The sequence below is a fragment of the Acrocarpospora catenulata genome, assembly GCF_018476525.1.
Classification (GTDB): Bacteria; Actinomycetota; Actinomycetes; order Streptosporangiales; family Streptosporangiaceae; genus Acrocarpospora; species Acrocarpospora catenulata.
In genome coordinates, this window is sequence record NZ_JAHCST010000030.1 from 53,472 (window position 1) to 78,094 (window position 24,623).

Sequence of the window (24,623 nt, forward strand, 5' to 3'; positions counted from 1 at the left end):
TACGCCTCCGACACCCGACACTAGTCCGGCCGCCGCGGGCCGATCCGCCCGCGCCGCGCCAGGCGGGCGAGCTGCCCCGACGCGCCGACCGCGACGATGAGGGCGGCGCCGTTGAAGACGTCCTGAACCCAGGCGCTGACGCCGAGCTGCTGGAGCCCGGCGACGCACACGCCGACCAGGTAGACGCCGACGAAGGTGCCCCACGCGTTCACCCGTCCCGGCCGGATCGTGGTCGCTCCCAGGTACGCCCCGGCGTACGCGGGCAGCAGGAACGATGCCGCGATGTTGGTCTGGCCGCTGCCGAGCTGCGCGGTCACGATCACCCCGGCGAGCGCCGCGACGACACCCCCGGCCACGAAACTGCCGAAGGTGGCCCGATCGGTGTCGACCCCGCTGAGCCGGGCCGCCGTGACGTTCCCACCCGTGGCGACCAGTCGCCGGCCGGTGGCCGTACGGTCGAGCACGAACCACATCAGTACGACGGCGGCCAGCGCGATCAGGAAGGGCGTGCCGACGCCCAGCACCCGGCCCTGCCCGAGGGACAGGAACCAGTCGGGGAACCCGAAGGTCACCCGCTGGCCGTCGACGAGCTGTTCCCGGGCGACGATCGTGCCGCTGGCGGCGATGCCGTTGGCACACCCGGCCAGGATGGTCCCGGTGCCGAGTGTGGCGATGAGCGAGTTGACCCCGAACCGCACCACCGCGAGCCCGTTCACGATTCCGATCAGCGCGCCGGCCGCCGACGCGACCACGATCGCGAGGTAGACCGACGCGCCCTGCACCAGCACGAGGTACGCCACGATCGCGTTGGCCACGCCGAAGGTGCCGGTCACCGAGAAGTCGAACTGGCCGACCAGGAGCGCGGGCAGCACCGCCAGGGCCAGGATCAGCGTGATCGCGTGGGTGCTCGCGATGGAGCCGACGTTCCCCGCGGTCAGGAACGTCGACGGGCTGAGCGTCCCGAACACCAGGACGGACAGCAGCAGGATCAGGACGAGCCCGTACCGCGATGCGATGTTCATCGCGACGCCGGCCGCCCGGTCGGGCTCCCGGCGGGTCGAGCGTCCCGGCCGCACGTTCGGTGCGGCGTTCGTGCCGGTCATCGCCGCACGCCCATGGCCGCCCCGGCGACGGCGCTCTCGGTGATGTCACTTCCGGCGATCGTCTGGACGACACGTCCGTCGGCGAACACGAGCACCCGGTCCGCGAGCATCTCCACCTCCTCGTAGTCGGAGCTGACCAGCAGCACCGCCATGCCGCCCGCGCAGCGGGCCCTGACGACGTCGTAGAACTCGGCGCGCGCGCCGACGTCGACACCCGACGTCGGCTCGTGCAGCACGAGGATCCGGGGGTCGGCCTGCTCAGCCCGCGCGATGACCACCTTCTGCGCGTTCCCGCCGCTGAGCGACCCCACGGGTGCGGTCTCGTCCGGCGGTGAGATCGCGAACCTCGTGACGGCCGCCCTGGCGACCGCCTGCTCCCGCGCGCGGCGGGTGATCCAGCTACGCGCGTGCGTGAACCGGGGGTTGAGCAGCACGTTCTCTGTGATCGACAACCCCCGGGCGAGGGTCTGGCCGCGGTCGCCCGAGATGTGGGCGATCCCTGCCGCGAGCGCCTCGGCGGGGGAGCGCAGCGGGACGGGCCGCCCCGCCACCGTGATCTCGCCGGCCCCGGCGACCAGGCCGAACAGCCGCTCGGCGACCTCGTCCTGGCCAGTACCGCGCAGGCCGGTGAGTGCCAGGATCTCGCCGGGGCGAACCTCGAACGTAACGTCCCGGACGAGAGCCGTGGTCAGGCCGGTGACCTGGAGCACGGGTTCGGCGGCGGCGACCGGCGAACCCCGCCCGGCCGGGGCCGCCGCTGCCCGGGTCCCGGTGACCAGCTGCGCGAGCTCGCGCTCGTCGAGGGAAGCCGGGTCGAGCTGCGCGCGGGTGACGCCGTCCCGGACCACGGTTACCCGGTCGCAGTACTGGAAGACCTCCTTGAGGCGGTGGGTCACGTACACGATCCCGACGCCACGCGCCGCGAAGGCCCGGACGATCTCCCAGAGGCGGGCCACGTCACTGGCGGGCAGGTTGGCCGTCGGCTCGTCGAGCACGAGCACCCGGGCGGGAGTGCGCACCGCCCGCGCGATGGCGACCATCGCGCGGTCCGCCGTGGACAGGGTCGAGACCACCGCTGACGGATCGATGGCCACGCCGAGCTCCTCCAACGCGGAGCGTGCGGTGGCCCGCAACGCGCGGTCGTTCACCACGCCGAACCGGCCGGGGAAACCAGCGATGAGGCCGAAATTCTCCGCGACCGTCATCGTCGGCACCAGGCCCGCGTCCTGGTGGATGAAGGACAGGAGCGAGCGCGCGGCCCCGTCGAGGGGCCGGCCCGCGATGATGATGCTGCCGCCGTCGGCGTCGTGGATCCCGGCGAGGATTTTGATGAACGTGGACTTACCCGCGCCGTTCCCGCCGATCAAAGCGTGGATCTCGCCGGCCTTCAGCCGGAAGTCCAGGCCTTTGAGCGCGCGGGTCGCCCCGAACGCCTTCTCCACCCCCGCCGCCTCAAGCAGCGCCGTGCCGTCGGTCACCATGGTCAGCCGACGCCCCACAGCCGCTTGTACTCCGCCGCGAAGTCGAGCTTCACCAGGCTGCTCGCGTCCACGACGTCCCCGCAGTTCTGCTGCGACATCAGGAACGCCGGGATCCGCACGTCGTCGAGCGCCGCCCCGCCGGAGAACACCCGGTTGAGCTGGTCGACCGCCGCCCAGCCGAGCCAGGGCAGGTTGAACGCGGCGACCGCGTGCACCTGGCCCTTCTTGCATCCCTCGGTCAGCAGCGCGTCACCGTCGTAGGCGGCGACCTTGAGGTCACTGCGGTTGAGCGCCCGGATCGCCGGTCCGGCCTGGCCCCACGCGCCGCCGTAGGGGAGCACGAGGTACTGCATCCGGTTGCCGTACCGCTGGTTGAGCGCGCCGATCAGCGAGCCCATCTTCGGGGAGAGTGAGTCGGCGAAGGAGATCTCGGCGACCTCCAGGACCGTGCATCCCTGACACTTGGCCAGCTCTTCCGCGAGGGTGTGCTGGGTGAGCGTGAGCTCGGGCATGTTCGGCGTGTCGACGATGACGACGTTGGCCGTGCCGCCGCTGTCCTTGACGATCCAGTCGGCGAGGAGCTTGCCGTACCCGACCATCGGGTAGGCGGCGTACCCCGCGATGAGCGGGGTGTCCTCGATCGACGACGACGCGCTGATGACCGGAACCCCGGCCTTCTTCGCCGCCTGGAGGGCGGTGGGCACGGAGGACGGCTCGATGCACATGGTGATGATGCCGTCGGTGCCCGAGTTCACCGCGCCCTCGATCGCCGACACCTGGACCGTGGGGGAGGACTTCCCGTCGATGATCGAGGTGGTCCAGCCGAGGGCCTTGGCCGCCTGGGAGACCCCCTCGGCCATGTCCTGTACGGCGGGCGAGGCGCTCGTGCAGTTCACGACCGTGATGTTCTTGCCGCGTACGCTGGCCGGAGCGGAGTCCGGGCCGGACCACCTGGCCGGGGGGTCCCAGGTCAGCGCGGAATCCGCGGCGCCCGTCCGGACGGGCCGGCTGGGCTCGGCGGCGACCATCCGGGTCGTGTCCGAGCAGCCGGCCAGGAGTGCGGTGACGGCGAGCGCCGCCACAATGGATGAGACACCGCGTATTCCTGAAGGCATCTGGCCCTCCTTTGTTGCATTTCTTGCAGATGTCCGGCTAGGCGGCACGCGCGAGCCAGTCGAAGGCGTCGACGTAGATCTGGGACTGTCCCGACCAGATGTCGAGACTCGGCCCCTGGCAGTACACGGTCCACGAGTCGTTGACCACCCGCTCGACCCGTGGCAGGCGGCGGTGCGTGTAGGCGCCCAGGAGTTCTGGCAAATCCTCGGTGGTGGCGTGGGCGAGCATCTCGGTCAGCACCGCGGCGTCCTCGATCGCCATACCTCCGCCACCCGAGAGGTTCGGCGGCATCGCGTGCGCGGCGTCACCGACCAGCAGCAGCCGGCCCCGGTGGGGGTTGGCGACCACGTAGCACTGGACCTCGCGGTAGTTCATCGGCACGGCCGGATCGGCGACCAGCGCGCGCATGTGCTCCGTCTGCGGCGCGGAGTACCGGCCGAGGACGGCCACGGCCTCCTCGCGCGCCGCCGTGGTCTCCAACCGGCCGCGCGATTTGCCGACGTAGATTCCGGCGTAGACGTAGCCGCTGCCCGCCGGGTACATGTAGACGATCCCGTCATCGCCCCGGAACGCGTAGCCGTGCCCGATGAGTTCGGAGGCCGGCAACAGCGTCCGGAAGAAGCCACCGTCGGCGGTCTCCCCGCGCAGGTGCGGATCGATGTACTGGCGGCGCACCGCCGAGTTCGTGCCGTCGGCGCCCACGACGAAGTCGAATCGGCCGTACGACCCGTCGGTGAAGTTGACCTCCACGGCGTCATCCGACTGGACCATGTCGACGAAGGTGAGGTTGTAGCGCACCTCCACGCCCCTGGCGGCGGCCTCCTCGCGCAGCACGCGGGCGAGCGCCGGTCGGGCCATGATGAATTCGGCCGGCAGGTCGGCCGCCTGGATGTGGAGGTTCTTCGTGATGTCCACGACGGTGCCGTCCGACTCGCACAGGTGCACGACCTTGTTGTCGAAGCCGATGCGCGCCACCTGCTCGCGCAGGCCGAGCGTCTCGAGGGCGCGGAACGCGTAGGGCCAGAAGCCCAGACCGGACCCTCCGGGGGAGCCGTTGCCGATCTCGACCACCCGGACGGACCATCCCGTCGAGGCCAGCCCACAGGCGAGACTCAGACCGGCGATTCCGCCACCCACGACCAGCACGCGCCCGCGTCCCGTTCGATCCACGTATCCGCTCCTCTCACCCGGGTGACTTGGTGCGGCTACGAAACCAGACCCACAGGCGATCGGACAAATATGCATATATGCCATATAGCGATAGAAAGAAGCTATACGTCACTCAACGTCAGACGGCGCCGACCACGGATACGAAAAAGCCCCGGCTGGGGGGCCGGGGCTTGCAGCGGATTTGTCGCTGTCGCTGCTAGAGCTTGCGGAGGACGGCCGTTACCTTGCCCAGGACGGTGGCCTCGTCGCCGGGGATGGGCTCGTAGTTGGGGTTGTGGGGGACGAGCCAGACGTGGTTGTCCTTGCGCTTGAAGGTCTTGACGGTGGCTTCGCCGTCGATCATGGCGGCCACGATGTCGCCGTTGTCGGCCACGGGCTGCTGGCGGACGACGACCCAGTCGCCGTCGGCGATGGCCGCGTCGATCATGGAGTCGCCGGAGACCTGGAGGAGGAAGAGGGTGCCCTCGCCGACCAGTTGCTTGGGCAGGGCGAAGACGTCTTCGATGCTCTGCTCGGCCAGGATGGGCCCACCGGCGGCGATGCGGCCGACCAGGGGGACGTAGGCCGCCGTGGGGCGGTTGAAGCCGGAGTCTTCCTCGTTGGCGTCGGGGTCCACCCAGAGGACGGGCTCGCCGGGCAGCCGGACCTCGAGGGCGCGCGGGCGGTGCGGGTCGCGGCGCAGGTAGCCCTTGCGCTGCAGGGCGGTGAGCTGGTGGGACACGCTTGAGGTGCTGGTCAGCTGAACCGCCTCGCCGATCTCGCGCATGGACGGCGGATAGCCGCGCTGCTGCACCGAGTCGCGGATCACCTCAAGGATCTTTCGCTGCCGTGGGGTGAGGCCCAGCGAGTCGCGCCGACGAACCGCCAGGTCGCTCACGCTCTCGTCGTGCTGGTTCACCAGACCATCGCTGTTCACCCGGGCACCTCCCAATCCGTGTTCCCAAAGTCGCTCAGAGCGACCGTACCGCGATTCAAGATCAATATCAAACAATTGTTCGATAGCCCTCGAAACTGCGGCCCTCGTGGTGTACAACATCGTACGGGAGTTCGATCGACACCGTGTTCGATTCGGCGATCTTTCTTCCAGGATTTGGATCTTCCCCGGTGCTGGAGGTGGCGATGCGAGCCACGGAAACGTCCCCAGAGCCTGCCAACCTGATACCCCTCCCGACGCCGCACCCGGCGCCGGTTCCCACCTCGGCTTCGTCCGAGGTCGCGACCCCGTTCGCGTCATCGGTTTCCCCGCCGACTCCGATCTCCGCCGCGATCTCCTTCCCGATCGCGGCTGTCTTTTCGACCCCGCAGGGCTCCGCCGACGCGGAGCCTTCGGTTCGGCCGGCCGCCGCTCGGTCCGCCGGTTCCTCGCGTAAGGGGGAGCGGGAAGGGCCGAGGCCCGATGTCCGGCACCCGCGTCCGGGCGTACGGCTCACGCGCAGAGGTCGCGTGGTGCTGGTCGCGATCGTGGCCGGGTTGGCGCTGACCGTGCTCTGGCTGGGCACCCGCGCCGCCGTCACCGCCTCGACCTCGCCGGTCGGTCCTGATCGCTCGGGCCTGCCGTGGGTGACCGTGCAGGACGGTGACACCCTCTGGGAGATCGCGGTGGCGGTCGGCGAGGACGAGAATCCGGCCGAGTTGATCCGTCAGATCAAGAACATCAACGGCCTCTCGGACTCGCTGATCCGCCCTGGAACCAAGCTTTACTTACCCAGCGGCCACGCCGGCTGAAGGTCGTCTACCGTTCTCTGCTGGCGGCGACGGACGGTGCTCATCACCGACCGTCGCCGTGCGGTCGGCATGGGGTCAACGAGGCCGGTGGGGTCTGTGGGGCCGACACGCCCGAGCGGCGTGGGCGCGGTCTCGTTGAGCTGGAACTTCACCTGGATCGTCGTAGCCGACTTGCGATCAACGGTGGGTGCTTCTAGGTTGGACCACAACATCTAGTGGTCACAACCGTGTAGTTCACCCACCTCTTGTGTTTCTCTAGGCGCACCGTACCAGTTTGCGGGGCGTGCGGAAGCCTTCCCTGAAGAGGGCTGAAATGGGAAGTAGGGGTGGCGCGGGGTAGTTGAACCGGAAGGGGGCGAAGGCGTGCACTGTCCGTTCTGTCGCCACCCGGACACGCGGGTGGTCGACAGCCGCTCGACGGATGACGGCAGCGCCATTCGCCGCCGCCGCACGTGCCCGGAGTGCGGTCGCCGGTTCACGACCCAGGAGACGGTGCTGCTGATGGTGAGCAAACGCAGTGGAGTCACCGAGGCGTTCTCCCGCGACAAGGTGGTCGCCGGGGTGCGCCGGGCCTGTCAGGGCCGCCCGGTGAGCGAGGACGCTCTCGCCCAGCTGGGACAGCGGGTGGAGGAGGCGATCAGGGCCACCGGAACGGCGGAGATCCCCTCCCACGAGATCGGCCTGGCGATCCTCGGCCCGCTCGGCGACCTGGACGAGGTGGCCTACCTGCGCTTCGCCTCGGTCTACCGGAGCTTCGAGACCCTGGCCGACTTCGAGGCCGAGATCGAACGCCTCCGCACGGCCGCCGTCAGGAACGCCGAGCACCGAACAACCTGACATAGATGCATTAAGCGGACATTGAGTTGAACAATGTCAGTTAGAGCATCAAAGCAGAACAACTGAGCTTCCGTGGCACCGGGGACCCATCCCCGGCTCCAGCCATCGGACACGACCGGTTTGGTACACGAGGGGCGCGAAAGAGCCCCGGAAGGGGGAGTCATGACGGAGACCGTCAACGGCACATCCGCACGTGGGGGCAAGCGGGGCCGCGCCAAGGGGCTGAAGATGAAGCGCATCTTCACCACCGCCGGCGTGCACCCGTACGACCAGATCCAGTGGGAGCGCCGTGACGTCGTCATGACGAACTGGCGGGATGGCTCGGTCAACTTCGAGCAGCGCGGAGTCGAGTTTCCCGACTTCTGGTCCGTGAACGCCGCCAACATCGTCACGACCAAGTACTTCCGCGGCGCGGTCGGCACCCCCCAGCGGGAGTGGAGCCTGAAGGCCCTGGTTGACCGCGTGGTCGGCGTCTACACCCGGACGGGCATCGAGAACGGCTACTTCGCCACCGACGAGGACGCCGAAATCTTCGACCACGAGCTCAAGCACGCCTTGGTCCACCAGCTGTTCAGCTTCAACTCCCCGGTCTGGTTCAACGTCGGCACGGCCTCTCCGCAGCAGGTCAGCGCGTGCTTCATCCTGGCCGTGGACGACCAGATGGAGTCCATCCTCGACTGGTACAAGGAAGAGGGTGTGATCTTCAAGGGTGGCTCCGGCTCCGGGGTCAACCTGTCCCGGATCCGTTCCTCCAAGGAACTGCTCTCCAGCGGCGGCACCGCCAGCGGCCCGGTCTCGTTCATGCGCGGCGCCGACGCCTCGGCCGGCACCATCAAGTCCGGCGGCGCCACCCGCCGGGCCGCCAAGATGGTGGTCCTCGACGTCGATCACCCGGACATCGAGGAGTTCATCGAGACCAAGGCCCGTGAGGAGGACAAGATCCGCGCCCTCCGGGACGCCGGTTTCGACATGGACCTGGGCGGCAAGGACATCGTCTCCGTGCAGTACCAGAACGCCAACAACTCGGTCCGGGTCTCCGACGAGTTCATGCGCGCGGTCGAGAACGGCGAGCAGTTCGGCCTGCGGGCCCGGCTCACCGGCGAGATCATCGAGAAGGTCGAGGCCCGCGACCTGTTCCGGAAGATGGCCCAGGCCGCCTGGGAGTGCGCCGACCCCGGCGTGCAGTACGACGACACCATCAACGACTGGCACACCTGCCCGGAGACCGGGCGGATCACCGCGTCCAACCCGTGCTCCGAGTACGTGCACCTGGACAACTCCTCGTGCAACCTGGCCTCGATCAACCTGCTGAAGTTCCTGAAGGACGATGACACCTTCGACATCGCCGCCTTCGTCCGGCTGACCGAGCTGATCATCACGGCGATGGACATCTCCATCACCTTCGCCGACTTCCCGACCGAGAAGATCGCCGAAACCACCCGGGCGTACCGGCAGCTCGGCATCGGCTACGCCAACCTGGGCGCCCTGCTGATGGCCACCGGCCACGCCTATGACTCCGACGGCGGCCGGGCCATCGCTGGAGCGATCACCTCGCTGATGACCGGCACCTCCTACCGCCGCTCCGCCGAACTGGCCGGCATCGTCGGGCCGTACGACGGGTACCAGCGCAACGCCGAGCCGCACAAGCGGGTCATGCGCAAGCACGCCGCCGCCAACGACGACCTGCGCACGCTCGGCGGCATGGACCTGGCCATCCACGCCGAGGCCGGCAAGCAGTGGCAGGAGTGCCTGAAGCTGGGCGAGAAGCACGGCTACCGGAACGCGCAGGCCTCCCTGCTGGCCCCGACCGGCACCATCGGCCTGATGATGGACTGCGACACCACCGGCATCGAGCCCGACCTGGCCCTGGTCAAGTTCAAGAAGCTGGTCGGCGGCGGCTCCATGCAGATCGTCAACCAGACCATCCCGCGCGCGCTGCGCCAGCTCGGCTACCCGGAGGAGCAGGTCGAGGCGATCGTCGCCTACATCGCCGAGCACGGCCACGTGGTGGACGCGCCCGGGCTGCGGCCGGAGCACTACGAGGTGTTCGACTGCGCGATGGGCGAGCGGGCCATCGCCCCGATGGGCCACGTGCGGATGATGGCGGCCACCCAGCCGTTCCTGTCCGGCGCGATCTCCAAGACGGTCAACCTGCCCGAGTCGGCCTCCGTCGACGACATCGAGCAGGTCTACCTGGAGGGCTGGAAGCTCGGCCTGAAGGCGCTGGCCGTCTACCGGGACAACTGCAAGGTGGGCCAGCCGCTCTCGGCGACCAAGAAGACCGAGAAGGCCGAGGAGACGGTCGTCGCCGAGCCGGAGGTCAAGGTCATCGAGGTGGCCCGGCCGACCCGGCGGCGCATGCCCAACCAGCGCCCCAGCATCACCACCCGGTTCACGGTGGGCGGCGCCAAGGGCTACATGACCGCCTCCTCCTACCCGGAGGACGGTCTGGGCGAGGTCTTCCTGAAGATGTCCAAGCAGGGCTCCACCCTCGCGGGCGTCATGGACGCCTTCTCCGTCGCCATCTCCATCGGCCTCCAGTACGGCGTGCCGCTGGACACCTACGTGCAGAAGTTCGTCAACATGCGCTTCGAGCCGGCCGGCATGACCGACGACCCGGACGTGCGCATGGCCCAGTCGGTGATGGACTACATCTTCCGCCGGCTGGCCCTGGACTACCTGCCGTACGAGGACCGCGCGGCGCTGGGCATCTTCTCGGCCGCCGAGCGCTCCGCCCAGCAGCGTGGGGAGGACCCGGCGGCCCTGGTCGACACCGCGACCCTGGCCCAGTCGGCCCCCATCGAGGAACACCCGGCCCCCCGCCCCGCCCCCACCTCGCTGCCCGCCCCGACCACCCGCACCGTGGCCGGCTCCCTGGAAAGCCACCAGGGCCGCACCGCGGACGCCCCCCTCTGCCTGACCTGCGGCACCAAGATGCGCCCAGCCGGCAGCTGCTACGTCTGCGAGGGCTGCGGCAGCACCAGCGGCTGCAGCTGATCATGTCGCCTCCCGGGGCCGAGGGGATTTCCTCGGCCCCGGTGGGACGGGAGGGGGACGGTGTGGACGCGGCCCGGTGGGTGCAGGTCGGGGACGGGGTCTGGGTCCGGCGGTATCGGGAGTTGGATCTGTCGCTCGGGGTGGTGATCGGGGAGCGGTGGTGTCTGGTTGTGGACACCGGTGCGGATGAGGTGCAGGGGGCCGAGTTCGCGGCGGCGGTGCGGGAGTTGACGCCGTTGCCGTGGACGGTGGTGATCACGCATGCGCACTTCGATCATGCTTTCGGGACGGCGGCGTTCGAGGGGGCCGCGGTCTGGGGGCATGCGCGGTGCCGGATCGCGTTGCGGGAGACCGCGGAGGCGCAGCGGGCGGAATGGGCCGGGAGGTACCGGAGCGAGGGCAGGCCGGAGCTGGCCGAGCGGCTGGAGCGGGCGCGGGTGATAATGCCGGACGCGTGGCCCGGTGGGAATCTTGATCTTGGTGGGCGGCTGGTGCGGCTGGTCGCGCCGGGGCCGGGGCACACCGATCATGATCTGGTGGTCCAGGTGCCGGACGCCGGGGTGGTGTTCGCCGGGGATCTGGTCGAGCAGGGGGCGCCGCCCGCGTTCGGGGACGCCTATCCGGCGGCTTGGCCGCTGGCCCTGGACGCGGTGCTCGGGCTGGAGCCGGTGACCGTGGTGCCCGGGCACGGGGAGCCGGTGGACGCGGACTTCGTCCGTACCCAGCGGGAGGAGATCGCGCTGGTGGCGCGGCTCTGCGTGGACGTCAGGGCGGGGCTGATACCGGTGGAGGCGGCGGTTGAGCGCTCGCCCTACCCGGAGGAGTTCACTCGGGAGGCTCTGGCACGGGTCTGAAGTGTCACGGGTCCGAGTTCTCGTCTTCGAAGGCGAGGCGGTCGGTCAGCCAGCGGTGGAACTTGATGGCGAAGCGGACCCAGTGGGCCACGATGGTGGTCAGGTGCTCGCGGGTGACGCCCGCGCCGATGTAGAGCTGGGCGTCGCCGATGACCCGGATGACCCCGTTGTCGGGGGTGAAGGCGTAGACCTTCGGCCACATGGTGTCGGTGTTCCACTCGTTCAACGCGGTCAGCAGGACGGGCTTCTCCTCGATCGCGTAGTGCCGGTCGTAGAAGGTACGGATCGTGAAGAGATCGCCTTCCGCGCCGAACAGGAAGAACACCGTGAGCGCGTCAGTGGAGATCGCGAGATCGCCGTCGGAGTCGAAGGTGAAATCGATGTCGAGTTCGTTGAGGATCTCGATGATCAGTTCCTGGTCGGGCTGGACCACGGCCGGGGATGGGCTCACCCCTCCATCCTGACAGACCGGCGGTCGTCTTTGACGACCCTGTCGCGGGTTGGCCGTGGAGAGAGCAAGAATGTTCGCCTGCACCGCGGGTCGCAATCCCGGCATCCAGTGCATTTGCCGAGGTCAGCGGCTAATCGGGATTGATCCCGATAGTGGGGGGAAAGATAACCCTAGTGGTGGTGTTCGAAACGAACGGGGAGCGATCATCGCCCCCGCTCGGAGCTGAATCCCGACAAACTCAGGTACGTCTCCCGGCAAATCGATGAGGACACCGTCACTTTCGGGGGGCTTCACCGGTTCTGAGAAACATGAAGCAATCAATCCTTGTCACGGGCGGTACCGGTGTCCTGGGCCGCCACGTCGTCGACCGGCTCTCGTTCGGCACCCAGGAGGTCCGGGTGCTCAGCCGCACCACCGGGACGTACCAGGGAGATCTGGTGAAGGGGACCGGACTGGACGCGGCGGTCGCGGGGGTGGACACGATCCTGCACCTGGCCAGCGATCCCCGCAAGCGGGGCGCGGACCTGGCGGCGGCCAGGAACCTGCTGGCCGCGGCGGAGCCGGGGGCCCACCTCGTCTACATCTCGATCGTGGGGGTGGACCGGCACCCGTTCCGGTACTACCAGGAGAAGTTCGAGGTGGAGCGGCTGATCGAGAATTCGGGGCGGCCGTACACGATTCTGCGTGCCACCCAGTTCCACGAGCTGGTCAGGCAGCTGGCGCAGTTGCTGAGCAAGTCGCCGGTGGTGCCGGTGCCGAACGGGTGGAAGGTGCAGTCGGTGGCCAGCGAGGAGGTGGCCGAGCGGCTGGCGGAGCTGGCGATGGGGCCGCCGGCCGGGCGGGTGCCCGACATGGGCGGGCCCGAGGTGCTGCCGGTGCGTGAGGCGATCTCGATCTACCTGCGGGCGACGGGGCAGCACCGGGTGCTCTTCCCGGTCTGGGTGCCTGGCCGGGCGGCCGACGCCTTCCGGCGGGGCCTGCACCTGGCACCGGAGCACGCGACCGGCAGGATCACCTTCAGCGAGTTCGTGGCGGCGAACGTGAAGGCCGGGCACGCGCCGACTCCGCACTGATGGAGATCAAGTGCTGGGCCATCGACCGGCCCGTCAGTTCGCCGTTCGCCTTTCCTGAGGGCCGGGCCGGGCGCTGGGCCGGGCGTTTCATGCGGATGACCAACCGGCAGAAGGAACTCGCGCTGCTGATGGCCCCCCGCCCGGGGGAGCGGGTCCTGGAGGTCGGGTACGGTCCCGGCGCGCTGATCGCGATCCTGGCCCGGTCGGGCGCCGGGATCTACGGGGTGGACCCGTCCGCCGAGATGCGGGCGCTGGCCACCCGCCGCAACGCCGGTCGCGCCGACCTCCGCCTGGGTACGGCTGACGCGACCGGCTTCGCCGACGGCTACTTCGATCACGTGGTCTCGGTGAACAACGTGGCGCTCTGGCCGGATCTGGGGAAGGGGCTGAGCGAGCTGCGCCGGGTGACCCGTCCGGGCGGGACCGTGCTGATCGCCTGGCACGGCGGGACCAGCCCGCCGCTCCTCGCCCGGCGGTTCCGCCTGCCCGACGAGCGGCTCGCCCAGATCGACGAGGCGCTGACGAGGCTGTTCGCCCGCGTACGACGACACGAACTGCGGGCGCTGACGGTCTTCCGGGCCATCCGGTGACGTCGCCGCTCAGGCTCCCGCCGGCGGCCCGTCCTGGCGCGGGAAATGAATGATCTTGCCGCCTCGGTAGGCGTGCAGGTCGATGACCTTGGAGTCGTCGTTCCTGCGGACGTCACGGACCCAGCCGCGGAGCGCCCTACGGCGCGGCGCGGAGCGGATGTCCCTGACCTTGGCCAGCGGCGGCACCACCTTGAGCATCGCTATCCCCCCGACCGTGACGTACCCGTTACCATCGATGGTTGTCTACAGCTGACGGCATAAAACCGCTGTAAAGCGGTCAGTAGGGCAGGAGTCGGCCAGACGGGGAACGGAGGTCGAGATCGTAGACCTTCGTCCGCTTGACGCGCGTCCGGGGAACGCGGATTCGTCGGCGGGTTCCCTTTATGGCCATGATGATCGCCCTCCTTCCGCTGTCCTGAGCAGACTATGCGCCGGGTGACTAGCCGTCTCCTTGTTTTTCGCTTGCAGAGTTTGACGGTTGTCACCCGGTGCCGGTTGTCATTTAAGGCTCTCTTGACATCGAACGCAGGCGCCCCGGCCGCGCGGACGGTGAGGCCGGGGCGCCCGAAGCGGCCGGAAACACCTGTTCCCGGCCACCTGGACCGGCCGTCGGGACCGGCGGGAGGAGAGTAGGCCGACGCAACATCCGCGTCATAGTCCAACAACTGCCCGATAAGTCACCATTCCTGGCCCGTTTCTGCCTTTACCGGTCCGGGGTGGACTATGAAACCTCCCGGGGAAAGGCCCGGGCCCAGTGTGGTTGTTGTGTGGTTGATTGTGTACGTCGTGCCGTCCCGGTGGACGATCCGCTCGACGCCCGGTGGGTCGGCGGGGGCCGGGAGGCCGATCATGGTGAGCAGGTCGGCGTAGCCGTCGTCGGTCAGGTGGGTGGAGACGTACCAGGCGGTGCCGGCGCCGTGGGCGTGGCGGGTGATGGCGGGGGTGCCGTCCGGGTAGGTGGCGACGGCCTGGGCGCCGGTCAGGTGGAGGCTTTCCGACCAGCGGGTGGCGGTCTGGCCGGTGGAGAGGGTCAGCGGGGCATCGAGGGGGCGGAACTCGTCGATGGTCAGGCCGAGCAGGTCACGGAGCGCGCCGGGGTGGCCGCCGAGGCGGACGCGGGTGTGCTCGTCGGTGATTCCGGTGAGGTAAGAGACGATCAAGGTGCCGCCCTGGGCGACGAAGGCGGTCAGGTTGGCGGCTCCCGCGTCGGTGATCACGTACAAATTCGGAGCGAATATCGTGCGATATCGCGAAATGTCGTGGGATGGGTGGGTGAAGTCGGGGACGGTGCCGTTGCGCCAGAGGGCGCGGTGGGTCTGGCGGACGGAATCGAGGTAGTCGATCTCGGTGGAGGGGAGACCGGGGGCTTGCAGGGCCCACCAGGAGTCGTAGTCCCAGAGGATGGCGATCTCGGTGTCGATGGCGGGCGTGTGGGGCGGGAGCTCGGCCAGCGTCCGGCCTAGTGCGGATATTTCGTGGAAGGTGCGGGAGGCGGGGCCGGCGTGGGGGACCATGCCGTGGTGCCACTGCTCGGCTCCGCCGCGGGAGGCCCGCCACTGGAAGAACATCGCGCCGCGGGCGCCCCTGGCGATGTGCTGCATCGTGTGGCGGGCCATCTCGCCGGGGTCCTTGGCGCGCATGCGCCGTCCCGTGTACTGCACGCCGGCCGCCTGCTCCATCAGGATCCAGGGCCGTTCCCGCGCCCAGGACCTGGCCAGATCCGCCGCGAACGCGGACTCCTCCGCCGCGTTCCCCGACGGGTAGTCGTCGATGGCGACCAGGTCGACCTCCGCCGACCAGCGCCAGTGGTCCACGGGCACCCAGGCGCCGAAGACGAAGTTGGTGGTGATGGGGACTCCGGTGGGACGGAGGATGTCGCGCTGGTCGCGGTAGCGGGCGAGCATCTCGTCGGAGAGGAAACGGCGGAAGTCCAGGGTCTGGGCGGGGTTGGGGAGGTACTGGGTCTTTCGCGGGGGCATGATCTGGGCCCAGTCGGAGTAGTACTGGCTCCAGAACGCGGTGGTCCAGGCCTCGTTGAGGGCGTCCAGGGTGCCGTATCTGGCCGTCAGCCAGATGCGGAAGGCGGCGGCGACGTGGTCGCAGTGGCACCAGGTGCCGTACTCGTTGTGCACGTGCCACATGGCCAGGGCGGGATGCTCGCCGTACCGGTCGGCCAGCGCCGCCGCGATCCGCTTCGCCGCCTCCTGGTACGCCGGGGCGCTCACGCAGTACGTGTCGCGGCTGCCGTGGGTGAGGCGGACGCCGTCGGCGGTGACGGTGAGGGCATCCGGGTGGGCCAGGCTGAACCAGGGCGGGGGTGACGCCGTCGGGGTCGCGAGATTGACCCGGATCCCGTTCTCGGCCAGCAGATCGAGAACCCGGTCGAGCCAGTCGAAGGTGTAGACGCCCTCCCGTGGCTCCAGCCTCGACCATGCGAACACGCCCACCGTCACCAGGTTGACCCTGGCCTCGCGCATCAGCGCGACATCCTCCCGCCAGACCTCCTCGGGCCACTGCTCCGGGTTGTAGTCCCCGCCATAGCAGAGCCCTTCCATCCCCGCCCCCTCTTGCCCGTTTTTTGGCTGGACGTCAAACTAATTCCCATGATCTCCGGTGTCAACGGCTTCACCTCCCGCACCCCGGCCCCCGACTGGGAACACGCCCTGATCACCGGAAACGGCCACCAGGGCGCCCTCATCCACGGCACCCCCAAAGCCCTCCACGTCACCCTCTCCCACGAACACCTCTTCCTCCCCGCCATCCCACCCCTCGACCCCCCGGACACCGCTCGCATCCTCCCGAGCCTGCGCGCCCTCCTCTACTCCGGCGCCTACCAGGAGGCCGCCGACCTGGTTCTCTCCCACGCCACAGCCGAGAACCCGGCCTACACCAACCTCCGCGACATCAACCCCTTGATCTCCGCCGCCACCCTCACCTTCCATCCCCTGGCCCCTCTCACCAGCTACACCCGGTCCTGCGACTTCACCACCGGCGTGGTCGCTCAGGGCGCCCCCGTCCCGTCCCCACGCCCGGGAAGATCGGTTGCCGGGGGCTCCCGCCCACCCACCCGTCTGACCCTCTGGGTCCGGGACCGGCTCCGCCGGGAGGGTTGGTTGCCGTTCCGGCACACGAGGGGTTGGTTGTCGGGGGACTCCCACCCTCGGTCGGACCCGGCTCCGCCGGAAGGGCGGATTGCGCCTCCGGGAACGAAGGTCAATGAGTTGACCCAACAGGTCGTGGCCTCTCGGCCGGATGATCTCATCGTCATCCGCCTCACCGGCGACGTCAGTGGCTGCCTGACCCTGGCCCCGCCCCCTGGCACCCCGCCCATTCCGATCGCCTACACGACTACGAACACCGGGAACTTCACCATCCGGTTGATCGCCGCATTCACTTCATCCCAGGAGGCGGAGAGCTTCGGGAATCTGGCTCGGCATGGAGACCGACAACTGGAGCATCAGGGCAACACGGGATATCGCGTCGACTGCCAGGTGACAGCCGAGGGCGGCCATCTGTGGAGCAGCGGTAGCTCGGTGGAGGTGCGGGGCGCGACGGCGGTCACGATCACGGCGCGGGTTGTGGTGGGGCTTGAGGGGGAGGAACCGCGACCGCGTGATTTTGCGGAGGTGATGGCGGAGCATGCCGCCGTTCATGGGGAACTGTTCGGACGGTCGCAGCTTCGGTTGACCACGGGCGAGGCGGTGGTTGATTCGGAGGAGGTTATTCAGAGAGGTGGGGAAGGGCTTGTCGAGGCGCTTTATGCGGCGGGCCGATATGCCATTATTTCCAGTATCGGGGAATTGCCGCCCACGCTTCAGGGCGTTTGGAGTGGGACGTTCACGCCCGCCTGGCAATCCGGGTACACGATAGACGGAAATTTCCAGGCGGCGGTCGCGGCACTGATGGCCACCGGCACGCCCGAGCTCATGCTTCCGGCGTTCGACCTGTTCGACAGGCTGCTGCCGGACTTCCGGCAGAACACCCAGCGCCTGTACGGATGCCGAGGAATCCTGACGCCGGTGCATATCTCCACCCACGGGCTTCAGAACCACTTCGGCCCACGTTGGTGCCAGACATTCTGGACAGCGGGGGCAGCCTGGCTCTCACGGCTCTATTTCGACTATTTCAGCTACACCCGCGATGAGACCTTCCTCCGGGAACGAGCGATCCCGTTCATGACCGAAACCGCCACGTTCTACGAGGACTTCCTCGACGAACGGGGAAACTTCGTCCCCTCGTACTCCCCGGAGAACGCCCCACCGGGACACACCACCCAGGCCGCCATCAACGCCACGATGGACCTCGCAGCGGTACGCGACCTCCTCCGCAACCTCGACCGCGTAGCCCCGGACCCCCGATGGCGGCGGCTGACCGACCGCCTGCCCGAATACCGGACCACCCCGTCAGGGGAACTGGCCGAATGGGCCTGGGACATGGCCGAGAACCACGCCCACCGCCACGCCAGCCACCTCTACCCCTTCTGGTACGAACCCGACCAGACCCTCGCCACCCCGGGGGCGGCAGCCATACGAAAGAGACTGGACTGGTGGCGCGGCGAAGAAGCCGACGAAATGGCCTTCGGCCTGACACAGCTAGGCCTGGCAGCGGCCGGACTCGGCCTGACGGCGGAGGCACACGAGGCCCTCACCCTGCTCACCACCCGCTACTGGCGCCCCAACCTGGTCTCCACCCACAACCGTGATGCGATCTTCAACGTGGACATCTGCGGCGGGGTCCCCGCACTCATCGCCGCCATGCTCCTGCGTTCAACGGACTTTCCGGTCGCGATCGACCTGCTCCCCGCCTGCCCATGGGAAAAAGGCCAGGCCACAGGACTGCTGGCCCGCGGCGGCATCCGAGTGGACGACCTGATCTGGTCCAAGAACGAGTTGCGGGCCACCCTGACCGCGACGGAAACGACCACCGCACGAGTGAACGGCCGCCAACTCCACCTCGAAGCCGGCCGCCCGACACGCTTCCAAGCCCGAACTAGGCCGAATCCCGGATGATCAACCGAGTGGGCACCGTAACCGACGGCACATGCTCGGCCCCGTCGATCAGGTCCAGCAGCAGCCGGACCGTCTCCTCGGCGATCTCCGCCAGCGGCTGCCGGATGGTGGTCAGCGCCGGATGGGTGGACATCGCCACCGCCGAGTCGTCGAACCCACCCAGCGCCACGTCCTCCGGAACCCGGCGTCCAGCCGCCCGCAGCGTGGACAGCGCGCCCGCCGCCATCACGTCGGAGGCGGCGAAGACCGCGTCGATGTCGGGGGAGCGCTCCAGCAGCCGCGCCATCGCGCTCTCCCCGCTGAGCCGCGTCCAGTCGCCGTGCTCGATGAGCTTCTTGGAGGCCTTGCGCCCCAGCACGTCGGCGAAGCCCTCCAGCCGCTGGATGCCGCCGGGCGTGTCCATCGGCCCGGTGATCATGGCGATCTTCCTGCGCCCCTGCTCGACCAGGTACCGTGTCATCTGCTGGGCGCCGCCGCGCTCGTCGCAGGCCGCGTAGGGGATGACGTTCTCCCGCCCGATCACCGCGCCGCACGAGACGGCGGGGATGTGGATCCCGTCCAGCGCGTCCACCAGCGGGTCGCCGGCGTGGGTGGACTGGAGCAGGACACCGTCGGCGTGACCGCCCTTCACATAGCGCAGGACCCGCTCCCGGTCCCCGGCGTCCCCGGCGATCATCATCACCAGCGACAGGTCGCGGGTGGCGAGCCGCCGGATCGCGGTCCGGATGGTGGTGCTGTAGTTCGGGTCCTCGAAGATCTTCTCCTGCGGTTCGGAGAGGACCATCACCACCGACCCGGCCCGCTGGGTGACCAGGCTGCGCGCGTTCCGGTTGACCACGTACCCGGTCTCCGCGATGGCACGCTCGGTCGCCAGCCGGGCCGCCGTGCTCACATACCGGTCGCCGTTGAGCACGCGCGAGACCGTCCCCCGGGAAACCCCCGCCGCCGCCGCGACGTCGTGGATTGTCGGCCGTTTCACAGAAGTATTGTCCACTAGCCCTTGATGGCGCCGCCGGACAGGTCGGTACGCCAGTACCGCTGCATTGTCAGGAACAGTGCGATCAGCGGAATGATCGACAGTAGCGCCCCCGTGATGATCAGGTTGTACAGGGACGGCTGGTTGGCTCCGGCCGCCAGCAGCGTGTACAGCCCGACGGTGAGCGGGAACTTGCCGTCGTCGCCGAGCATGATGAACGGCAGCAGGAAGTTGTTCCAGATGGCGACGAACTGGAACAGGAAGACGGTCACCATTCCGGGGACCATCAGCGGCAGGCCGACCCGGGTGAGCAGCAGCCACTCGCCGCTGCCGTCGATCCGCCCGGCCTCCAGCAGCGAGTCGGGGATGGCCACCCCGGCGTACACCCGCGCCAGATAGATGCTGTACGGGTGCAGGATCTGCGGCAGCAGCACGGCCCAGTAGGTGTCGGCGAGACCGAGCTTGGCGAAGAGCAGGTACTGCGGGATCGCCAGCACCACCGAGGGCACCAGGATGCCGCCGATCAGGATGTTGAAGATCAGGTTCCGTCCCCGGAACCGGTACTTGGCGAGCGCGAACCCCGACGCCGCCGACACGAGCGTGGACAGCAGCGCGCCGCCCCCCGCGTACAGGGCGGTGTTGGCCATCCACCGCCAGAACACCCCGTCCCGGTAGGCGTTGAGCTGCCGGAGGTTGTCGAAGAACCCGCTCCCCGGCGCGAACGTGCTCAGCGTGAACAGTTCTCCTGGCGACTTGGTGGCCGAGACGAGCACCCAGCTCACCGGCAGCAGGCAGTAGATCGCGCCGAGCACCAGCAGGCCGGTGGGCACCAGTCCGAGGCTCCTTGCCGTCTGGGGCCGCGTCCGTGTGCCCATCACCGCTCCTCCTCGAAGGCGTGTCCGCGCACCACGCGCAGGAATCCGAACGACAGCACCAGCGAGACCCCCGCGATCACCAGCGAGGTCGCCGCCGCCGAGTACAGGTCGCCGGTCACGAAGGCGTCCCGGTAGACCTTCATCAGCGGGCTCCAGGTCGAGCTGATCGTGTTGCTCAACGGGCGGAGCGTGGTCGGTTCGGTGAACACCTGGATGGTCGCGATCACCGAGAACACCGTGGTCAGGATGATCGCCGGAACCAGCATCGGGATCTTGATCCGGAGCGCGATGGCGACCTCGGAGGCGCCGTCCATCCGGGCCGCCTCGTAGTAGCTGCGCGGGATGGCCCGCAGGTTGGTGTAGAGCACCAGCATGTTGAACCCGGTGCCGCCCCAGACGGCGATGTTGGCCATCGAGTACGTGACCGCGCTCGCGCCGAGGAAGTCGATCCCGCCGATCGGCGTCAGGCTGGGCAGGTAGAGGAACCCCCAGAGCAGCGAGGCCACCACGCCGGGCACCGCGTACGGCAGGAAGATCGAGATTCGTCCGAACCGCGCCAGACGCACATAGGCCGAGTCCAGGATCAGCGCGAACAGCAGCGCCAGGCCGAGCATGACGACCAGCACCAGCGTGCCGTAGCCGAGCACGCGCAGCGCGCCCGCCCACAGTTCGCCGTCGGCGACGGCGACCCGCAGGTTGTCCAGGCCGACGAAGATCTCCCGCCGGGAGCCCCGGCCCAGACCGAGCCCGGAGACCTTGGTCCGCCGCAGGCTCAGGTAGACGGTGTAGCCGATGGGCAGCGCCAGGAAGAGCGTGAAGAGCACGATGGCGGGGGTCAGGAAGAGGTAGGGGGCGGCGCTCCGGGGAGCGCCGCCGCGTGCCGTGGACATCTGACGCCTTACTGAGCCAGCGTGAAGCCGGACTTCTGCATGTCCGACACCGTCGCGTCCTGCATGGACTGCACGGCCGCGCCGAACGCCGACTTGTTCTGGATGGCCTTGTCGAAGCCGTCCTTGTACGCGTTGTAGGTGACGCCCACGTTCGGCCCGAAGGTGAAGCCGCGCGCCGTCGCGCCGATGGCCGAGGCCTGCTGCCAGAAGTCGGGCTGGCTCTCCGCGAAGTACGCCGGGGGGTCGCCGAGCGCGGCCTGGCCCTTGGTGGCGGCCGGGTAGACGAACGCCTCCTTGACCAGCAGGTCGAGCGCGGCCGGGTCGCTGTTCAGCCAGGTCGCGAAGGCCACCGCGGCGGCCTTGTTCTTCGAGTTGGCCGAGACCGCGGTGGACGAGCCACCCCAGAACCCGCTGAAGCTCTCCCCGGCGTTCCACTGCGGCAGCGGCGCGATCGCCCACTTGCCCTTGCCCTTGGGCGCGTTGCTCTCCAGCACGCCCGGCCCCCAGACGGCGGACGGCCAGCTCAGCTGGGTGCCGTCGTTGAGCGCCTTGTTCCACTCCGGGGTGAAGTACGGCTGGTCGTCGATCACGCCTTCGTTGACCAGGCCGCCCCAGAAGTCGGCGACCTTGGTGGTGGCGGCGTCGTTGATGCCGACCTTCCAGGCGTCGCCGGCGATCGACCACCACTGGGCGCCCGCCTGCTGGGCGAGCCCGGCGAACCAGCCGGGGTCCTTGCTGGAGAAGCTGCCCAGGTAGACCTTGGGGTTGGCCTTGTGTACCTTGCGGGCGGCCTCCGCGTACTCCTCCCAGGTGGTGGGGACGGAGATGCCGTACTTCTCGAAGAGGTCCTTGCGGTAGTAGAGCATCATCGGGCCGCTGTCCTGCGGGATCGCGTACACGCTCTCGGTGCCGAGGGTGACCAGGCCCCAGAGGCCGGGGCTGTACTCGGCCTTCACCGCGGCGGTCTCGGCGGCCAGGTCGGCGACCGCTTCGGCGGCCACGAACGAGGGCAGGTGCTGGTACTCGGCCTGGACCAGGTCGGGCGCGTTGCCGGCCTTGGCGGCGGTGAGGAACTTGGCGGCCGCGTCGTCGCCGCCCGCCTGCTTGCTGACGGTGACCTTGATGTCGGGATGCGCCTGGTTCCACACCTCGGCGATCTTGTCCATGTTCGGAGCCCAGGTCCAGTAGGTGAGGGTGACCGGGCCCGCCGCGGGCTGCTCCGACGACGGAGCCCCGGAGGCGGCCGGAGTCTCCGGCGTGGTGGAGCCGCCGCATCCGGCGGCCAGCGTGACGGCGAGCGCCGCCACGGCCAGTCGTGTACGCATATGTGCCTCCGGGTCAGGGGTCGGGAGGTCTCTGGGAACGTTCACAGACTGGAAGTCGGGCCCATTTGCTGTCAATGTTCGTTACGTGCTCGTTAAGTGGCTGGTCTCTTCCCTCGTTTGGGGTGACGGGCTACTGTGCACGTTCACAGAACGATTGACGCTTGGGGGACCTGTGGCTGGATATCCCGCTCGACCTGAGGGCATCGCGTACGGCGGCGACTACTACCCGGAGCAGTGGCCGCGCGAGGTCCAGGAGGAGGACATCCGGCTGATGCGCGAGGCCGGGGTCACCCTGGTCAGCCTCGGCATCTTCGCCTGGGCGCTGCTGGAACCCGCCGAGGGCCGGTACGAGTTCGGCTGGCTGGACGAGATCCTGGACCGGCTGCACGCCGCCGGGATCGCCGTCGACCTGGGCACCCCGACCGCCGCGCCCCCCGCCTGGTTCTCCCGGAAATATCCGGACTCATTACCTGTGACCAGGGAGGGCGTCCGCGTCGGCACCGGCGGCAGGGAGCACGCCTGCTCCAGCCACCCGGCCTTCCGCCGCGCCACCGTGGAACTGGTCGGCCGCCTGGCCGCCCGGTACGGCGAGCACCCCGCCGTGGTCATGTGGCACGTGCACAACGAGTACGGCGCCCCCCTCGGCGAGTGCTACTGCGAGGCCAGCGTCACCGCCTGGCGGGAGTGGCTCCGCCAGCGGTACGCCGGCCTGGACGCACTCAACGACGCCTGGGGCACCCTCTTCTGGGGCCAGCGGTACGGCGACTGGGCCGAGATCGACGCCCCCCGCTGGAGCCACACCGTGGTCAACCCCGCCCAGCGCCTGGACTACGCCCGCTTCAGCAACGACGAGCACCTGGCCCACTACCGGCTCCAGAAGGAACTGCTCGGCGGCAAGCCGGTGACCACCAACTTCGCCGGGACCGTGAACTGCAAGTCCATGGACCTGTGGACCTGGGCGGGGGAGTTGGACGTGATCGCCAACGACCACTACCTGGACGGGGAGCGCCCGGACAACCACATCCAGCTGGCCATGTCCGCCGACCTCAGCCGTTCGCTGGGCGGCGGCGCACCCTGGATGATCATGGAGCACTCCACCGGCGCGGTCAGCTGGCAGCCCCGGGGCATCGCCAAACGCCCGGGGGAGATGCGGCGCAACAGCCTGGCACACGTGGCCCGCGGCTCGGACGCGGTGATGTTCTTCCAGTGGCGGGCCTCCCGGTTCGGGGCCGAGAAGTTCCACTCCGCGATGGTGCCGCACGCGGGCACCGACTCGGCGGTCTGGCGGGACGTCGTCGCGCTCGGGGCCGACCTGCGGACTCTCGGCGAGGTGCGGGGGACCCGGGTGACCGCCGAGGTGGCGATCGTGTGGGACTGGGTGGCCTACTGGGCGCTGGAGCTGGAGTGGCGGCCCTCGGGGGATCTCGCCTTCCTGGAGCGCATGAGCGCCTACTACGAGGCTCTCTGGCGCGACCACGTCACCACCGACTTCCTCCCCCCTTCCGCCGACATTTCCGATTTTTCGAGGTATCGGGTGGTGGTGCTGCCGAGTTCGTACCTGCTCACCGAGGCGGCGGCCAAGAACCTCCAGCGGTACGTCGAGGGCGGCGGCACCCTCGTCGTGTCCTACTTCTCCGGCATCGTCAACGAACACGACACCATGCACCCGGGGGCGTACCCCGGCGTGCTCCGGGACGTGCTCGGCCTCACCATCGAGGAGTTCCACCCCCTCCGCGAGCGGGAGAGCGTCACCCTCTCCGCCGGGGGCGCCGCACGCGTCTGGTCGGAGCGGGTCCGCCTGACCGGGGCCCGCTCCGACCAGACCTTCAGCTCCGGTCCCGACACCGGCCATCCCGCCGTCACCCGCAACGACCTCGGCGCCGGCACCGCCTGGTACGTCGCCACCGCCCCCGCCGACCTGCGCCCCCTGCTCACCCGGATCGTCGACCAGGCCGGCGTCACCCGCCCTCGCGACCTGCCGGAAACCCTGGAACTCGTCCGCCGTGACCGGTATGTCTTCCTGATCAACCACGCCGACATTCCCGCCACCGTCCCCGACGTGACCGGCCTCGACCTGCTCGCCGGAACCCCTTTCACCGGCCAGGTACCGGCCGGGGGCGTCACCGTCGTCCGTATCCCCCTCTAACCCCC

At 69.1% G+C, this 24,623-nt stretch carries 20 protein-coding genes; 8 read left to right on the forward strand and 12 right to left on the reverse strand.

Features of this window, described 5'->3' with window-relative positions; translation table 11 throughout:
* Positions 1-20 precede the first annotated feature (20 nt).
* The 5 genes from KIP79_RS26905 to lexA all read right to left on the reverse strand — a co-directional run bounded on the left by KIP79_RS26905 (position 21) and on the right by lexA (position 5,768).
* Positions 21-1,103, reverse strand: a complete 1,083-nt coding sequence (locus KIP79_RS26905; RefSeq protein ID WP_214107715.1) for an ABC transporter permease — start codon at positions 1,101-1,103, stop codon at positions 21-23.
* Positions 1,100-2,602, reverse strand: a complete 1,503-nt coding sequence (locus tag KIP79_RS26910) for a sugar ABC transporter ATP-binding protein (protein ID WP_214107716.1) — start codon at positions 2,600-2,602, stop codon at positions 1,100-1,102. The genes KIP79_RS26905 and KIP79_RS26910 overlap by 4 nt, the downstream gene beginning before the upstream one ends.
* Entirely contained in the window at positions 2,587-3,699 is a 1,113-nt protein-coding gene (locus KIP79_RS26915) for a substrate-binding domain-containing protein (RefSeq protein ID WP_214107717.1), read from the reverse strand. The genes KIP79_RS26910 and KIP79_RS26915 overlap by 16 nt, the downstream gene beginning before the upstream one ends.
* 37 nt (positions 3,700-3,736) lie before the next feature.
* Positions 3,737-4,870: an FAD-dependent monooxygenase gene (locus tag KIP79_RS26920; RefSeq protein WP_214107718.1), complete on the reverse strand. Its 1,134-nt coding sequence runs from the start codon at positions 4,868-4,870 to the stop codon at positions 3,737-3,739.
* A 196-nt stretch (positions 4,871-5,066) separates the two neighbouring features.
* Positions 5,067-5,768, reverse strand: a complete 702-nt coding sequence (lexA, locus tag KIP79_RS26925; RefSeq protein WP_214107754.1) for a transcriptional repressor LexA — start codon at positions 5,766-5,768, stop codon at positions 5,067-5,069.
* Between the two features lie 548 nt (positions 5,769-6,316).
* Between lexA and KIP79_RS26930 the strand changes: the two genes are divergently transcribed.
* The 4 genes from KIP79_RS26930 (at position 6,317) to KIP79_RS26945 (ending at position 11,283) form a co-directional block, all read left to right on the forward strand.
* Entirely contained in the window at positions 6,317-6,595 is a 279-nt protein-coding gene (locus tag KIP79_RS26930; RefSeq protein ID WP_214107719.1) for a LysM peptidoglycan-binding domain-containing protein, read from the forward strand.
* 363 nt (positions 6,596-6,958) lie between these two features.
* Positions 6,959-7,432, forward strand: coding sequence for a transcriptional regulator NrdR (gene nrdR, locus KIP79_RS26935; RefSeq protein ID WP_214107720.1), 474 nt, complete (start codon positions 6,959-6,961; stop codon positions 7,430-7,432).
* A 162-nt stretch (positions 7,433-7,594) separates the two neighbouring features.
* The gene (locus KIP79_RS26940) at positions 7,595-10,429 is read left to right on the forward strand and encodes a vitamin B12-dependent ribonucleotide reductase (protein WP_214107721.1); all 2,835 of its coding nucleotides are present in this window, start codon (positions 7,595-7,597) and stop codon (positions 10,427-10,429) included.
* Positions 10,430-10,491: 62 nt separating this feature from the next.
* Positions 10,492-11,283 (forward strand): MBL fold metallo-hydrolase, encoded by a 792-nt coding sequence (locus KIP79_RS26945; protein ID WP_308169911.1) that lies wholly within the window; start codon positions 10,492-10,494, stop codon positions 11,281-11,283.
* A 4-nt stretch (positions 11,284-11,287) separates the two neighbouring features.
* Here KIP79_RS26945 and KIP79_RS26950 read toward each other — a convergent pair whose 3' ends face one another.
* A complete protein-coding gene (locus KIP79_RS26950) occupies positions 11,288-11,734 on the reverse strand; it encodes a YbjN domain-containing protein (protein WP_214107723.1) in 447 nt (148 codons plus the stop codon).
* Between the two features lie 308 nt (positions 11,735-12,042).
* On the opposite strand from KIP79_RS26950, the gene KIP79_RS26955 reads away from it, so the two are divergent.
* The gene (locus KIP79_RS26955; protein WP_214107724.1) at positions 12,043-12,807 is read left to right on the forward strand and encodes an SDR family oxidoreductase; all 765 of its coding nucleotides are present in this window, start codon (positions 12,043-12,045) and stop codon (positions 12,805-12,807) included.
* The gene (locus KIP79_RS26960) at positions 12,807-13,397 is read left to right on the forward strand and encodes a class I SAM-dependent methyltransferase (protein ID WP_214107725.1); all 591 of its coding nucleotides are present in this window, start codon (positions 12,807-12,809) and stop codon (positions 13,395-13,397) included. The genes KIP79_RS26955 and KIP79_RS26960 overlap by 1 nt, the downstream gene beginning before the upstream one ends.
* Positions 13,398-13,406: 9 nt before the next feature.
* On the opposite strand, the gene KIP79_RS26965 is transcribed toward KIP79_RS26960, so the two are convergent.
* Both KIP79_RS26965 and KIP79_RS26970 read right to left on the reverse strand, forming a co-directional pair.
* The gene (locus KIP79_RS26965) at positions 13,407-13,595 is read right to left on the reverse strand and encodes a hypothetical protein (protein WP_214107726.1); all 189 of its coding nucleotides are present in this window, start codon (positions 13,593-13,595) and stop codon (positions 13,407-13,409) included.
* A 479-nt stretch (positions 13,596-14,074) separates the two neighbouring features.
* Positions 14,075-15,952, reverse strand: a complete 1,878-nt coding sequence (locus KIP79_RS26970) for a beta-galactosidase (protein ID WP_214107727.1) — start codon at positions 15,950-15,952, stop codon at positions 14,075-14,077.
* 48 nt (positions 15,953-16,000) lie between these two features.
* Here KIP79_RS26970 and KIP79_RS26975 point away from each other — a divergent pair, with 48 nt between their 5' ends.
* Positions 16,001-18,406, forward strand: a complete 2,406-nt coding sequence (locus tag KIP79_RS26975; RefSeq protein ID WP_214107728.1) for a glycosyl hydrolase family 95 catalytic domain-containing protein — start codon at positions 16,001-16,003, stop codon at positions 18,404-18,406.
* On the opposite strand, the gene KIP79_RS26980 is transcribed toward KIP79_RS26975, so the two are convergent.
* Genes KIP79_RS26980 through KIP79_RS26995 form a run of 4 tightly spaced genes read right to left on the reverse strand, consistent with a single transcriptional unit; the run spans position 18,387 to position 22,472 of the window.
* Complete coding sequence (locus KIP79_RS26980; protein ID WP_214107729.1) at positions 18,387-19,385, reverse strand: LacI family DNA-binding transcriptional regulator; 999 nt, start codon at positions 19,383-19,385, stop codon at positions 18,387-18,389. The two genes, KIP79_RS26975 and KIP79_RS26980, sit on opposite strands and share 20 nt — an antisense overlap.
* 14 nt (positions 19,386-19,399) lie before the next feature.
* Positions 19,400-20,257 (reverse strand): carbohydrate ABC transporter permease, encoded by an 858-nt coding sequence (locus KIP79_RS26985; protein WP_214107730.1) that lies wholly within the window; start codon positions 20,255-20,257, stop codon positions 19,400-19,402.
* Positions 20,257-21,147: a carbohydrate ABC transporter permease gene (locus KIP79_RS26990; RefSeq protein WP_214107731.1), complete on the reverse strand. Its 891-nt coding sequence runs from the start codon at positions 21,145-21,147 to the stop codon at positions 20,257-20,259. The genes KIP79_RS26985 and KIP79_RS26990 overlap by 1 nt, the downstream gene beginning before the upstream one ends.
* 8 nt (positions 21,148-21,155) lie before the next feature.
* A complete protein-coding gene (locus KIP79_RS26995) occupies positions 21,156-22,472 on the reverse strand; it encodes an ABC transporter substrate-binding protein (RefSeq protein WP_214107732.1) in 1,317 nt (438 codons plus the stop codon).
* Positions 22,473-22,644: 172 nt separating this feature from the next.
* Here KIP79_RS26995 and KIP79_RS27000 point away from each other — a divergent pair, with 172 nt between their 5' ends.
* Positions 22,645-24,618 carry a beta-galactosidase gene (locus tag KIP79_RS27000; protein ID WP_308169912.1) on the forward strand — a complete coding sequence of 658 codons (1,974 nt, stop codon included), beginning with the start codon at positions 22,645-22,647 and terminating at the stop codon, positions 24,616-24,618.
* Positions 24,619-24,623 lie beyond the last annotated feature (5 nt).